Origin of the sequence: Ructibacterium gallinarum (genome assembly GCF_014982785.1) — a bacterium.
GTDB classification, from domain to species: Bacteria; Bacillota; Clostridia; order Monoglobales; family Monoglobaceae; genus Ructibacterium; species Ructibacterium gallinarum.
In genome coordinates this window covers 197,644-210,594 of record NZ_JADCKB010000001.1, presented here as the reverse complement: position 1 = coordinate 210,594, position 12,951 = coordinate 197,644, and the positions used below count along the sequence as shown (strand labels likewise).

Genomic DNA, 12,951 nt, shown 5'->3' with positions numbered 1-12,951 from the left:
AACGCCGCTTTCCTAATGGGAGAGGGCGTTTTTCAGTATTTTTGCAGTGAAAGGAAGAAAAGCAGTGAATATCGGGTATACATTTCGAGATCAGAGCCTGCTGAAAAAGGCGCTGACCCACATTTCTCTTGCCAATGAATGTGGAATTGAGAGCAATCAGCGACTGGAGTTTTTGGGGGACAGCATTTTGTCGTTTGTGGTAGCAGAGCATATTTATCACGAATTTAAAAATATGGATGAGGGCAGGCTGACCGAAATGCGGGCGGCGGCAGTGTGTGAAAAATCGCTGGCAGCTGCGGCAAGAGAGATGGATCTGGGCAGCGGCGTTCGGTTTGGTAAGTCAGAAACGGTCTGCGGTGGCAAGAATAAGGCGTCCATACTTGCAGATACCTTTGAGGCAGTGCTGGGGGCGATTTATTTAGATGGCGGTATGGAACCAGCACGGGCGTGGATTTTGGAGCACCTGGGAGAGATTATCGAGCACTCTTCCAAAATGGATTTTCGCAATTATAAATCAGAGATTCAGACTTATTTTCAAAAAAGAGATAAGGGTACAGATGTAGTGACCTACCGCATGACCGGCCGCAAAGGACCGGATCATAAGCCAGAGTTTTCGGTGGAGGCAGTTTACCGGGGTAAAGTGATCGGGAAAGGGACGGGCGGCAGCCGGAAAGCGGCGGAACAGCAGGCGGCACGGCAGGCGCTGGAGGCATTGTGAGGCACTATAATATCCCGGTTTTTATCCCTCATGAAGGTTGTCCTCATGCCTGTATTTTTTGTAACCAGAAAAAAATTACCGGTGTGCAGACCTCGGTCACGCCGGCTATGGCGGAGGAAATTATCAAAGAGGGACTTTCCTGGCTTCCCAAAGGGGAGCGGCAGGCAGAGGCAGCATTTTTCGGCGGCAGTTTCACCGGTTTGCCTCTTTCGCTTCAGCGGCAGTTTTATGAAGCGGCGCGACGGTTTGGTGATCAAATTAGTGGGATCCGGCTGTCTACCCGGCCGGACTATATCACAGAACCGGTGCTGGAGTTGGCTGCATCATACGGTGTGACCGTGATAGAACTGGGGGCGCAGTCGGCGGAGGATGCGGTTTTGGAGAAAAACGAGCGGCGGCATACCTTTTCTGAGACCTGTCGGGCAGTGGAACAAATACGGCAGGCAGGTATTGCGCCTGGTATTCAGATGATGACCGGCATGTACGGTTCAGACGCGGAAACCGATCTGCGATCCGCCCGCCTTTTTGCAGAATTGGATCCGGTCTGTGCCCGAATTTACCCAGTACTGGTATTAAAGGATACGATTTTAGAACAATTGTATCGGCAGGGAAAATATCGGCCTCAGACTCTGGAGGAGGCAGTGGAGACCGCAAAGGGAGCTTTGCTGGAATTTCGCAGCCGCAATATTCCGGTGATTCGGTTAGGACTTCATGCGGGAGAGGATCTGCGTCAGCCAGGGACAGTGGCGGCGGGTCCCTTTCATCCGGCTTTTGGCGAACTTGTGGAGAGTCGAATTTGGCGAGACAAGCTGGAAGAAATGGTTTTAAAGCAGGGAAAGCGGGAAATTAAGGTTCCTGCCCGAGAGATGTCCCGGGCGGTGGGCCATAAAGGCTGTAACCGCCGGTATTTTCAAGAGAAATATGGTATTTTGCTCCGTTTCCTTCCAGCAGAATAAGGATAAAAAACTCCCGGTATTCGGTTTTCATGCCGAATACCGGGAGCTTTTTTAGTCTGTGTCTTTTAGGATAAGTTCTACGGGGCAATGATCACTGCCAAAAATTTCTTGGTGAATAGCGGCGCTTTCCAGCCGATCTTTAAGGCTTTCGGACACAATAAAATAGTCAATGCGCCAGCCAGCATTCTTTTCCCGAGCCTTGAAGCGGTAGGACCACCAGGAGTATTCTCCTTCGGCGTCCGGGTGGAAATAGCGGAAGGTGTCAATTTTATGTTCCGCTAGCAAAAGGGTTATTTTTTCCCTTTCCTCATCGGTGAATCCGGCGTTTTTTCTATTAGTTTTGGGATTTTTCAGGTCAATTTCCTGATGTGCCGCGTTGAGATCCCCGCAATAGATGATGGGTTTGCTCTCTTCCAGACGGCTAAGATAGGCCCTAAGAGTATCCTCCCATTCCATACGGTAGGCAAGGCGTTTTAATCCGTCCTGGGAATTCGGGGTATAGCAGACCACCAGATAAAAATCCGGATACTCCGCAGTAATCAGCCGTCCTTCTTGGTCATGCTCCTCAATCCCCATGCCATAGGAAACGGACAAGGGCTTTTCTTTGGTAAACAAAGCGGTGCCGGAATATCCTTTTTTTTCGGCATAGTTCCAGTATTGATAATAGCCCGGCAGATCAAGGTCAATCTGCCCTTTCTGCAGTTTGGTTTCCTGCAGGCAAAACATATCGGCGTCAAGGGCTTTAAAGCTTTCCATAAACCCTTTCTGCATACAGGCCCGCAGACCGTTGACATTCCATGAAATCAGTTTTATCACAGGGGTACGCTCCTTTTTTCAGTATGTCATGAGTATAGCACAGTTTGCGGGAAAGGGCAAGAAAAACTTGACCGCTGGCGGCACATGGTCTATAATGAAAAAGTAAATTTGAGTTTGCGAGGATAGATCATGAAAATACGAAAAATAGCCATGGGTTTGTTGAGTGTCTTCTTTTGCTTGTTGCTTCCAGGGTGCGGACAGCAGGAGTACTGTGAGACCCAGTTTCTGCTGGATACCGTCTGTACCATTCGTGCTGGCGGCCCGCAAGCAGAGCAAGCGGTCAAGGCCGCCTTTGAACGAATTCGGGAAATCCAGGAGGCGGTCAATTTTTACAGTGATACTTCTGTGGTCGCGGCATTTAACCGCGCGGCGGAAGGGGAGAGAGTTCAGTTGGACGCGGATACAACAGCGGTCTTAAAGGCAGCACAGGAGATCAGCCGGCTGTCCGGTGGCGCCTTTGATGTGACCATTGCTCCGGTATCCCGACTGTGGCCTTTTCACGGTGAAGAAACGGCGGTCCCTCCGGAAGATAAAGCCATTCTTGCCGCACTTTCTCATGTGGGTTGGGAAAAGGTGGTGCTGGACGCGGAGAATCAGATGGCGTACAAAACAGAGGACGGAGTCATGATTGACCTGGGCGGTGCAGCTAAGGGCTATGCGGCAGACTGTGCTGCCGCAGCTATGCAGGAATGTGGCGCGGCATACGGCGTACTGGATCTGGGCGGCAATGTGTTGGTGTTTGGCAAAAATCCGGGACGAAAAAGCGGCCAGTGGCAAGTGGGAGTCCAAAAACCATTTGGTCAAAATGGGGAATATAGCAGAACGCTGACCATAGACAGCGGGGCGGTGGTAACCAGCGGTATTTACCAACGAAATTTTTGGTACGATGGAAAGCTGTATCACCATATCCTGGATCCCGCAACCGGATATCCAGTAGATACCGGGCTGAGTGCGGTTACCATTGCCGCGGATTCGGCACTGCTGGCGGATTGCCTTTCCACCGCCGCCATGGTTTTGGGGGAAGAGAATGGAAAAAAGCTGGCAGAGAGCTGCGGCGCAGAGATTTATTTTGAAAGGGAATAAGGAGAGAGAAGATGAAAGATGTGCTTTATATTCTTCATGGCAATTTGATCACCATGGAGGAAGAGGATATTGAGGACGGATATTTGGCGTTGGAAGATGGCAAAATCACCGCCATGGGAAAGATGGAGGATATGCCGGAACTTCCCCAGAATGCCGGGATTTTAGATGCAGAGGGCGCAGTGATCACTCCGGGGCTGGTGGATGCGCACAGCCACCTCGGCATGTGGGAAGATGGACTTGATTTTGAAGGGGCGGATGGTAATGAGGACACCGATCCTGTGACACCCCAAATTCGGGCCATTGACGGAGTCAACCCCATGGATCGAGCATTTTTGGAGGCGGCGCAGGCGGGAATTACTACGGTGGTTACCGGCCCGGGAAGCACCAATCCCATTGCGGGTCAGCTGCTTGCCATGAAGACCTGGGGTGTTTGTGTTGATCATATGACAATCCTGGCGCCAGCAGGCATGAAAGCCGCCTTTGGGGAAAATCCGAAGAGCGTGTATCATGACAAAGGCCAGCTTCCCTCCACTCGGATGGGAACGGCGGCGGTTTTGCGGGAGGCGTTGTATAAGGCAAAGCATTATTTGGAACAGACAGAAAAACACAAAAAAGCGCCGGAGGAGGAAGAAAAACCGGAATGGGATTTTAAGTGCGAAGCACTGCTCCCACTGCTGCTGCGGGAGATTCCGCTGTATGCCCATGCCCATCGGCTGGACGATATTTTTACTGCCATACGGATTGCCCGGGAATTTAATCTGCGGCTGGTTTTGGTGCACGGAACAGAGGCACATCTTGCGGCGGAGCGGATTGCGGAGGAAAAGGTGCCAGTACTCTCTGGTCCCATTCTTACCGACCGCAGCAAGCCGGAATTGAAAAATCAGACCGAGGCGGCGCCGGCTATTTTGATCGGTTCCGGAATCCAAACAGCCCTGATCACCGACCACCCCGAAACGCCGCAGAAATATTTGTTGCTCTGTGCCTGTGCGGCAGTACGGGAAGGTCTTTCGCCTCGGGCGGCTCTGCGGGCAGTGACCAAGACTCCCGCGGAAATCTGTGGGCTGGATCACAGGGTGGGTTCTTTAAAACCAGGCAAGGATGCAGACCTGGTGGTTTGGAAGGGTACGCCTCCGGATATGAACGCACGGCCCAGGTTGGTGCTATGTAACGGCACACCGGTGCGGAAGACGCTTGGTTGATAGGCAAGAAGATTTAAAAAAATAAGAACGGTTTTTCGTGTTACGTGTATGCAAAAATGCAAAAATGTTGATTTTTTTTGTTTGTACGGGACTATTTTTGGTGATTGTTGCAATGTGAAAGTATTGACAATCTTTTTTGCCTCATGTATAATATTTAGAATAAGATAAAGAGGATATTTAAGGGGAAAGCAGACAGATATTTCCTTGAATAGACCTGCGCTTTTGAGCCTTTGTCGAGAGATTTACAGCGTAAAGGAGCGTATCGGCTATGAAATTAACAGGGGCGGATATCGTAGTGGAATGTATGCTGGAGCAGGGTGTGGATACCATTTTCGGCTATCCCGGCGGCACCATTTTAAATATCTACGATTCCCTTTATAAGTATTCAGACAAAATTCGTCATATTCTAACGGCCCATGAGCAGGGAGCGGCTCATGCGGCAGATGGCTATGCCAGAAGCAGTGGCCGGCCGGGTGTGGTTTTTGCCACTTCGGGACCGGGGGCAACCAACCTGGTCACCGGGATTGCCACGGCATATATGGATTCCATTCCCATTGTGGCGGTCACCTGCAATGTGGCAACCCCTCTCCTTGGCAGAGACACCTTCCAGGAGATTGATATTGTAGGCGTGACCATGCCGATTACCAAGCATAACTTTTTGGTAAAGCGGGCGGAGGACATTGCTCCCACCATTCGGCGGGCGTTTCAGATTGCCATGTCCGGACGGCCGGGACCGGTATTGGTGGATATTACCAAGGATGCTACTGCCAATCAGACAGAATATACCCGGGTAATCCCGGAAAAGATTGATAATTACAAGGTGGAATCTCCTGCTGCGGATTTTGAAACGGTGGTTTCTATGCTGGAGAAGGCGCAGCGGCCGCTGATCTATGCCGGCGGCGGGATCATTGCGGCAGATGCTTCTGCGGAGCTGAAACGGTTCCAGCAGCTGCTGGATTCACCAGTGACGCTTTCCATTATGGGACTTGGCGGATTTCCTGCCAGTGATCCGGCGTTTACCGGTATGATTGGAATGCATGGTACGAAGACAACCTCCCTTGCGGTGAAAAACTGTGACCTTTTGGTTGCAGTGGGCGCCCGGTTTTCGGATAGGGTGACCTGTGATACAGCTACCTTTGCACGAAATGCGAAAATTGTTCAGATTGACGTGGATCGTGCGGAGATTGATAAGAATATCAAAACAGACGCCCATTTGGTGGGAGACGCCAAGGCTGTCTTGACGGAATTGGTCAAGATTTTGTCTCGGCAGGAACATGCAGAATGGATGCAGCAGATTGCGCAGTGGAAGAAACAATATCCCTTGGTGCATTCTGAGGGGGATATACTGACACCGCAGTGTGTACTGGAGACGCTGTATGACTATACGCACGGTGATGCCATTGTGGCCACCGATGTGGGACAGCATCAGATGTGGACGGCGCAGTTTTATAGTATGGAAAAGCCGCGGCAATTCATATCTTCCGGCGGGCTGGGAACCATGGGATTTGGCCTGGGCGCCGCTATTGGGGCGCAGGTGGCAAATCCTGAAGCCACGGTAATCAATGTTACCGGGGACGGTTGTTTCCATATGAATATGAATGAGCTTTCTACGGCCGCAAAGGAAGAGCTTCCTATTATTGAGGTCATTATGAACAACAACGTTTTGGGAATGGTGCGACAGTGGCAGCGACTGTTTTACGGCAAGCGGTTCTCAAATACCACCCTCAATAAGAAAACCAATTATGATATGGTGGCAAGAGGTTTAGGGGCCAATGCCTTTACAGTAACCACCAAGCCGGAACTTTTAAAGGCGGTGGAAGCGGCGCTCAACTGCCGCAATACCCCTACGGTAATCAACTGTATTATTGACTCGGATCAGACGGTTCTACCCATGGTTCCGGGGGGTAAGTCTATTGAGGATCCCATTTTGGAAATCGAGATTGATTAAGGAGGGAAAAGCAGTGACCAATACGCATGTGTTATCCGTTCTGGTAGAAAATCATGCCGGTGTACTGAGCCGGGTGTCAGGGCTTTTCTCTAGAAGGATGTATAATATTGACAGCTTGTCGGTGGGTGTGACGGAAAATCCGGATGTATCCCGGATGACCATTGTGACCCAGGCAGATGAGGATACGCTGAACCAGATCAAGAACCAGCTGGCAAAGCTGGTGAATGTGCTTGAAATTACTGAACTTTATAAGGATAGTGCTGTGCTCAGAGAACATGTGCTGGTAAAAGTAAGCGCAAAAGACCGGGGCGGTGTAATGCAGATTTGTGATATTTTCCGGGCGAATATCGTGGATATTTCTTCGGAATACATGACAGCGGAGCTGACTGGCGCGCCGAATAAAATCAATGCGTTTATTGATTTGATGGAGCAGTATGAAGTGCGCGGACTGGTTCGGACCGGACTGACCGGGCTGAAACGCGGATAAAATTGAAAAAAAATAAATTTACATAAAAAAATTGGAGGAATTTATTATGGCTAAAATTTTCTATGCTGGTGATTGTAACCTGGGTTTGCTCAACAATAAAACCGTTGCTGTAATCGGTTACGGAAGTCAGGGACATGCCCACGCTCTGAATTTAAAGGAGAGCGGTGTTAATGTAATTGTAGGGCTGTATGAAGGAAGTAAGTCCTGGGCAGTAGCGGAAAAGGCTGGCTTTGAGGTTTATACGGCGGCTGAGGCTGCAAAGAGAGCGGATCTTATCATGATCCTGATCAACGATGAAAAACAGGCAAAGCTCTACACAGAGAGCATTGAGCCGAACCTGACCGCTGGTAAGATCCTGGCGTTTGCGCACGGATTCAACATCCACTTCCAGCAGATCATCCCGCCCAAAGATGTGGACGTTATCATGATTGCGCCTAAGGGACCGGGTCACACGGTTCGCAGTGAGTATCTGGCAGGCAAGGGTGTTCCCTGTTTGGTTGCGGTTGCACAGGATGCTTCTGGTAATGCTTTTGATATTGCTCTGGCTTATGCGGCTGGTATCGGCGGAAGCCGTGCCGGTGTACTGGAGACCACCTTTAAGATGGAGACAGAAACCGACCTGTTCGGCGAGCAGGCAGTACTGTGCGGTGGTGTCTGTGCTTTGATGCAGGCAGGTTTTGAGACTCTGGTAGAAGCTGGATATGATCCTCAGAATGCATATTTTGAGTGCATTCATGAGATGAAGCTGATTGTTGACTTGATTTACCACGGCGGTTTTACCGAGATGAGAAAGTCCATTTCCGACACTGCTGAATATGGCGACTATGAGATCGGAAAGCGGATCATCACCGAGGACACCAAAAAAGAAATGAGAAAGGTATTATCTGAGATTCAGGACGGAACCTTTGCCCGGAATTGGATTGCAGAGAATGCAGTAAACCGTCCGCACTTTAATGCTACTAGAAGAATTAAGGCAGAGCATCAGCTTGAAAAGGTTGGTAAGGAACTGAGAAAGATGTATTCCTGGAACGACGAGAAATAAGACGGATAGACCCGAAAAAAATGGCCGGCGTCGGCCGGCTGTTTAAGAAAGGGGCAGAGCGACCGCTCCGCCCCTTTCGGCGTACCAAAAGGAGAATGAGATATGAACAGTGATAATGTAAAAAGCGGTGCTAACCGCACCCCGCACCGGTCGTTGATGAAAGCGCTTGGACTGACGGACGAAGAAATCCGGCGTCCGTTGATCGGTGTGGTCAATTCCCAAAACGAGATTGTGCCGGGGCACATTCATCTTGATACCATTGCCAAAGCGGTGAAGGACGGCGTACGGATTGCAGGCGGTACCCCCATTGAGGTGCCGGCGATTGCGGTCTGTGATGGAATTGCCATGGGCCACGAGGGAATGAAATATTCCCTGGTATCCCGGGAAATCATTGCGGATTCGGTAGAGATCATGGCAAAGGCGCATCAGTTTGACGCACTGGTTTTGATTCCCAACTGTGATAAGGTGGTGCCGGGCATGCTGATGGCGGCGGCACGGCTGAATATTCCTGCTATTGTTATCAGCGGCGGTCCCATGCTGTCTATGAAGTTTAAGGGCTGCTACCGGGATTTTAACACCGGAATGGAAGCGGTGGGCGCTTATCAGGCGGAGAAAATTGATCAGAGCCAGCTTTTGGAGTTGGAAGAAGCGGCGTGTCCTACCTGCGGTTCCTGCTCTGGTATGTTTACAGCAAACAGCATGAACTGTCTGTCCGAGGTTCTGGGTATGGCTCTGCCGGGCAACGGTACGGTGCCAGCGGTGTATTCAGAGAGGGTTCGTCTTGCCAAACAGGCGGGTATGCAGATCATGACCCTGCTGGAAAAGAATATCCGGCCGAGAGATATTATGACCCCGGATGCCATTTACAACGCTTTACGGGTGGATATGGCTCTTGGCTGTTCCACCAATTCCATGCTGCACCTGCCGGCTATCGCACATGAAGCTGGCGCGGCTTTTACTTTGGATTATGCAAACGAGATTAGTGCGGATACCCCCAACCTCTGCCATTTGGCACCGGCGGGAGATCATCATGTGCAGGATCTGTATGCGGCGGGCGGTGTGACCGCTCTGATGAATGAACTGAGCAAAAAGGGCCTGCTGAAGTTAGATACCATGACAGTGACCGGAAAGACACAGGGAGAGAACATCGCAGGGCATCCGGTTTTGGACTATGAAGTGATTCGTCCCATTGATAACCCTTATTCCTCTACCGGAGGTATTGCAGTGCTCAAGGGCAACCTGGCGCCGGATGTTTCGGTGGTCAAGCGCAGTGCGGTGGCGGACGAGATGCTGGTACACCAAGGTCCCGCCAAGGTGTTTGACAGCGAAGAAGAGGCGATTTCCGCTATTTATGCTGGTAAGATTGTCAAGGGTGACGTAGTGGTGATTCGGTACGAGGGCCCCAAGGGCGGCCCCGGCATGCGGGAGATGCTCTCCCCCACTTCGGCTATTTGCGGAATGGGTCTTGACAAGGATGTAGCGCTGATTACCGACGGACGGTTCAGCGGCGCAACCCGGGGGGCGGCCATTGGTCATGTTTCTCCGGAAGCAGCAGAAGGCGGCAATATCGGCCTGGTGCGTGATGGTGACATTATTGCCATTGATATTCCGGCCGGTACCATAAATATGCTGGTATCTGATGAGGAACTGGCAGAGAGACGGAAAAATTTTGTGCCGAAAACGCCCAATATTCAGGATGGCGTGCTGAGAAAGTATTCCGCGTTGGTGACCTCTGCGTCCACTGGTGCGGTGTTGAAAGCATAGAAAAAGAAAAAGGAGGTATATGCTATGGGAATGACCATGACACAAAAGATTCTTGCGGCCCATGCGGGACTTCCGTCTGTTAAGGCGGGGCAGCTGATCCGTGCGAATCTGGATATGGTTCTGGGCAACGATGTAACCACCCCAGTGGCCATCAAGGAATTTGAAGCAAACGGCTTTGATAAAGTGTTTGACAAGGATAAAATTTCTATTGTTTTGGATCACTTTACCCCTAATAAGGATATTAAGTCAGCAGAACACTGTAAATTTTGTCGTGAATTTGCGGGGAAACATGATGTGACCAACTTTTATGACGTGGGCGAAATGGGAATTGAACACGCTCTGCTGCCGGAAAAAGGGTTGGTTGCCCCCGGCGAAGCGGTAATTGGCGCAGATTCCCATACCTGTACATATGGTGCGCTGGGTGCGTTTTCCACCGGAGTGGGAAGCACCGATATGGCGGCTGGTATGGCGTCCGGACAGGCATGGTTCAAGGTGCCCTCGGCCATCAAATTTAATTTGACCGGCAAGCCGCAAAAATGGGTGTCTGGTAAAGATGTGATTTTGCATATCATCGGTATGATCGGCGTGGACGGCGCTTTGTACCAGTCCATGGAGTTTGTGGGAGAGGGGCTTAAGTACCTGTCCATGGATGACCGTCTGGCAATGGCGAATATGGCCATTGAGGCAGGCGGAAAGAATGGTATCTTTATGGTCGACGATGTGACCAAGGAATATCTGAAAGATAAGGTAAGCCGTCCCTATACGGTATACGAGCCGGATGAGGATGCGGAATATGAAAGAGTGTATGATATTGATCTGAGTCAAATCAAGCTGACCGTGGCGTTTCCGCATCTGCCGGAGAATACACGTACCATCGATGAAGTGGGTGAAGTTAAAATCGACCAGTGTGTCATTGGTTCCTGCACCAACGGCAGGATTGGGGACCTGCGGGCGGCAGCCAAGGTGTTTGAGGGTAGACATATTGCCTCCCATGTTCGGGCGATCATTATCCCTGCAACCCAGAAGATTTACCGGCAGGCCATGAAAGAGGGATTGTTTGACATCTTTATGGACGCCGGCTGTGTGATTTCCACCCCCACCTGCGGACCCTGCCTGGGCGGTCATATGGGGATCCTCGCCAAGGGCGAGCGGGCAATCGCTACGACTAACCGTAATTTTGTGGGTAGAATGGGTCATCCGGAATCGGAGGTGTATCTCTCGGGACCAGCCGTAGCGGCAGCTTCGGCGGTGAAGGGATATATCGCTTCGCCGGAAGAACTGTAAGCGGACAGGAAAGGAGACAGGAAGATGCAAGCAAAAGGCAAGGTTCATAAATATATGGATAATGTGGATACGGATGTGATTATTCCGGCGCGGTATTTGAATACCTCTGTGCCTGCGGAACTGGCGGCCCATTGTATGGAAGATATTGACGCGGAATTTACCAAAAAGGTAAAAGCAGGGGATATCATTGTGGCACATAACAATTTTGGCTGCGGCTCTTCCAGAGAGCATGCGCCCATTGCTATCAAGGCTTCGGAAATCTCTTGTGTAATTGCTGCTACCTTTGCCCGGATTTTTTACCGTAATGCCATTAACATTGGGCTTCCAATTATGGAGTGCCGGGAGGCGTCGGAGAAGATTGAGGACGGCGATGAGGTGGAGATCGATTTTGACACCGGAAAGATTCACAACCTGACCAAAAACGAGACCTATCAGGCCGAACCATTCCCTGAGTTTATTAAGGAAATTATCAATAAGAACGGCCTGCTCAATTCAATCAAAGGAGCGTAAGGATATGGATATCAAATTAGCAGTGGTAAAGGGCGATGGAATTGGCCCTGAAATTGTGACGGAGGCAGAAAAAGTCCTTGACCGGATCGGCGAGCTGTATGGCCATACCTTTGTGTATACCGATATTCTGGCCGGCGGCTGTGCTATTGACGCAACCGGGGTTCCTCTGCCGGAGGAGTCGGTGGAAATCGCGCTTCAATCAGATTCGGTTCTGTTGGGTGCGGTGGGCGGTCCCAAATGGGATGGCCTTCCGGGGAGTATGCGGCCGGAAAAGGCGCTTTTGGGCTTGCGAAGCAAGTTGGGGCTGTTTGCCAATGTGCGGCCTGCCAAGCTGTATCGGGCGCTGGCGGATGCCTGTCCTTTAAAGCCGGAGATCTCAGAAAATGGAATTGACCTTGTAATCGTGCGGGAACTGACCGGCGGTTTGTATTTTGGTGAGAGAGGACGCAAGGACGGCGGCGAACTGGGCGAGGTGGCCTTTGACGAGCTGGAATATTCCAAAATGGAGATTGAACGTATTGGTCGGGTGGCCTTTGAATTGGCGCGGAAGCGGCGGAAAAAGGTGACCAGCGTGGATAAGGCCAATGTAATTGAAACCTCACGGCTCTGGAGAGAAACCATGCATGCGCTCTCTAAGGAATATGAAGATGTGGAGTTTGAGGATATGCTGGTGGATAATTGTGCCATGCAGCTGGTGCGTAATCCTGCTCAGTTTGATGTGATTGTTACTGAGAATATGTTCGGTGATATTTTATCCGATGAAGCCAGCATGACCACCGGTTCTATCGGTATGCTTCCTTCCTCTTCTCTGGGGAGTACCACAAGAGGAATGTATGAGCCGATTCACGGTAGTGCGCCGGATATTGCCGGGCAGAATAAGGCAAACCCCATTGCCACTATTTTGTCTTGTGCTATGATGCTGCGGGACAGCTTTGATCTGACTGCGGAGGCGGTGGCCATTGAAAACGCGGTAGCGCAGGTTTTGAATGAGGGCTGGCGTACCAGTGATATTATGGACGAGAACGGCAAGCTTCTTGGTACCCGTGAAATGGGCGACAAGATCATAGAATATTTGAAATAAGTGCCGATTTTCAGGTCGGAGATGTGAAGATAAAGAAAGGACCAGCCAGCCGGCTGATCCTTT

The 12,951-nt window shown here is 50.7% G+C and carries 12 protein-coding genes; 11 read left to right on the top strand and 1 reads right to left on the bottom strand.

Going from position 1 to position 12,951, the window contains the following annotated elements; genetic code table 11:
* The first annotated feature begins 64 nt into the window (after positions 1–64).
* Both rnc and INF28_RS12975 read left to right on the top strand, forming a co-directional pair.
* On the top strand, positions 65–718 hold the full coding sequence (rnc, locus tag INF28_RS00960) for a ribonuclease III (RefSeq protein ID WP_226391589.1): 654 nt from the start codon (positions 65–67) through the stop codon (positions 716–718).
* On the top strand, positions 715–1,674 hold the full coding sequence (locus INF28_RS12975) for an elongator complex protein 3 (RefSeq protein ID WP_226391588.1): 960 nt from the start codon (positions 715–717) through the stop codon (positions 1,672–1,674). Before rnc ends, INF28_RS12975 begins: the two co-directional genes overlap by 4 nt.
* A 51-nt stretch (positions 1,675–1,725) precedes the next feature.
* On the opposite strand, the gene INF28_RS00950 is transcribed toward INF28_RS12975, so the two are convergent.
* Positions 1,726–2,487: an exodeoxyribonuclease III gene (locus INF28_RS00950; RefSeq protein ID WP_404815130.1), complete on the bottom strand. Its 762-nt coding sequence runs from the start codon at positions 2,485–2,487 to the stop codon at positions 1,726–1,728.
* A gap of 132 nt (positions 2,488–2,619) precedes the next feature.
* Between INF28_RS00950 and INF28_RS00945 the strand changes: the two genes are divergently transcribed.
* The 9 genes from INF28_RS00945 (at position 2,620) to leuB (ending at position 12,888) form a co-directional block, all read left to right on the top strand.
* Positions 2,620–3,573 (top strand): FAD:protein FMN transferase, encoded by a 954-nt coding sequence (locus INF28_RS00945; protein ID WP_226391586.1) that lies wholly within the window; start codon positions 2,620–2,622, stop codon positions 3,571–3,573.
* Positions 3,574–3,584: 11 nt separating this feature from the next.
* A complete protein-coding gene (locus INF28_RS00940; protein ID WP_226391585.1) occupies positions 3,585–4,772 on the top strand; it encodes an amidohydrolase in 1,188 nt (395 codons plus the stop codon).
* 268 nt (positions 4,773–5,040) lie between these two features.
* Positions 5,041–6,720, top strand: a complete 1,680-nt coding sequence (gene ilvB, locus INF28_RS00935; protein WP_226391584.1) for a biosynthetic-type acetolactate synthase large subunit — start codon at positions 5,041–5,043, stop codon at positions 6,718–6,720.
* 13 nt (positions 6,721–6,733) lie between these two features.
* Entirely contained in the window at positions 6,734–7,207 is a 474-nt protein-coding gene (ilvN, locus tag INF28_RS00930; protein WP_226391583.1) for an acetolactate synthase small subunit, read from the top strand.
* A gap of 46 nt (positions 7,208–7,253) precedes the next feature.
* Positions 7,254–8,249, top strand: a complete 996-nt coding sequence (gene ilvC, locus INF28_RS00925; protein WP_226391582.1) for a ketol-acid reductoisomerase — start codon at positions 7,254–7,256, stop codon at positions 8,247–8,249.
* Positions 8,250–8,351: 102 nt separating this feature from the next.
* Positions 8,352–10,013, top strand: a complete 1,662-nt coding sequence (gene ilvD, locus INF28_RS00920; RefSeq protein ID WP_226391581.1) for a dihydroxy-acid dehydratase — start codon at positions 8,352–8,354, stop codon at positions 10,011–10,013.
* Between the two features lie 24 nt (positions 10,014–10,037).
* Positions 10,038–11,297 carry a 3-isopropylmalate dehydratase large subunit gene (gene leuC, locus INF28_RS00915; RefSeq protein ID WP_226391580.1) on the top strand — a complete coding sequence of 420 codons (1,260 nt, stop codon included), beginning with the start codon at positions 10,038–10,040 and terminating at the stop codon, positions 11,295–11,297.
* A 24-nt stretch (positions 11,298–11,321) separates the two neighbouring features.
* A complete protein-coding gene (leuD, locus tag INF28_RS00910) occupies positions 11,322–11,807 on the top strand; it encodes a 3-isopropylmalate dehydratase small subunit (protein ID WP_226391579.1) in 486 nt (161 codons plus the stop codon).
* Between the two features lie 4 nt (positions 11,808–11,811).
* Positions 11,812–12,888 (top strand): 3-isopropylmalate dehydrogenase, encoded by a 1,077-nt coding sequence (gene leuB / locus INF28_RS00905; protein WP_226391578.1) that lies wholly within the window; start codon positions 11,812–11,814, stop codon positions 12,886–12,888.
* Positions 12,889–12,951 lie beyond the last annotated feature (63 nt).

Bases quoted from the DNA above. Each gene is read 5' to 3' on its own strand.
- INF28_RS00945 (WP_226391586.1), top strand. From the start codon at position 2,620: ATGAAAATACGAAAAATAGCCATGGGTTTGTTGAGTGTCTTCTTTTGC.
- INF28_RS00940 (WP_226391585.1), top strand. From the start codon at position 3,585: ATGAAAGATGTGCTTTATATTCTTCATGGCAATTTGATCACCATGGAG.
- ilvB (WP_226391584.1), top strand. From the start codon at position 5,041: ATGAAATTAACAGGGGCGGATATCGTAGTGGAATGTATGCTGGAGCAG.
- ilvC (WP_226391582.1), top strand. From the start codon at position 7,254: ATGGCTAAAATTTTCTATGCTGGTGATTGTAACCTGGGTTTGCTCAAC.
- ilvD (WP_226391581.1), top strand. From the start codon at position 8,352: ATGAACAGTGATAATGTAAAAAGCGGTGCTAACCGCACCCCGCACCGG.
- leuC (WP_226391580.1), top strand. From the start codon at position 10,038: ATGGGAATGACCATGACACAAAAGATTCTTGCGGCCCATGCGGGACTT.
- leuD (WP_226391579.1), top strand. From the start codon at position 11,322: ATGCAAGCAAAAGGCAAGGTTCATAAATATATGGATAATGTGGATACG.
- leuB (WP_226391578.1), top strand. From the start codon at position 11,812: ATGGATATCAAATTAGCAGTGGTAAAGGGCGATGGAATTGGCCCTGAA.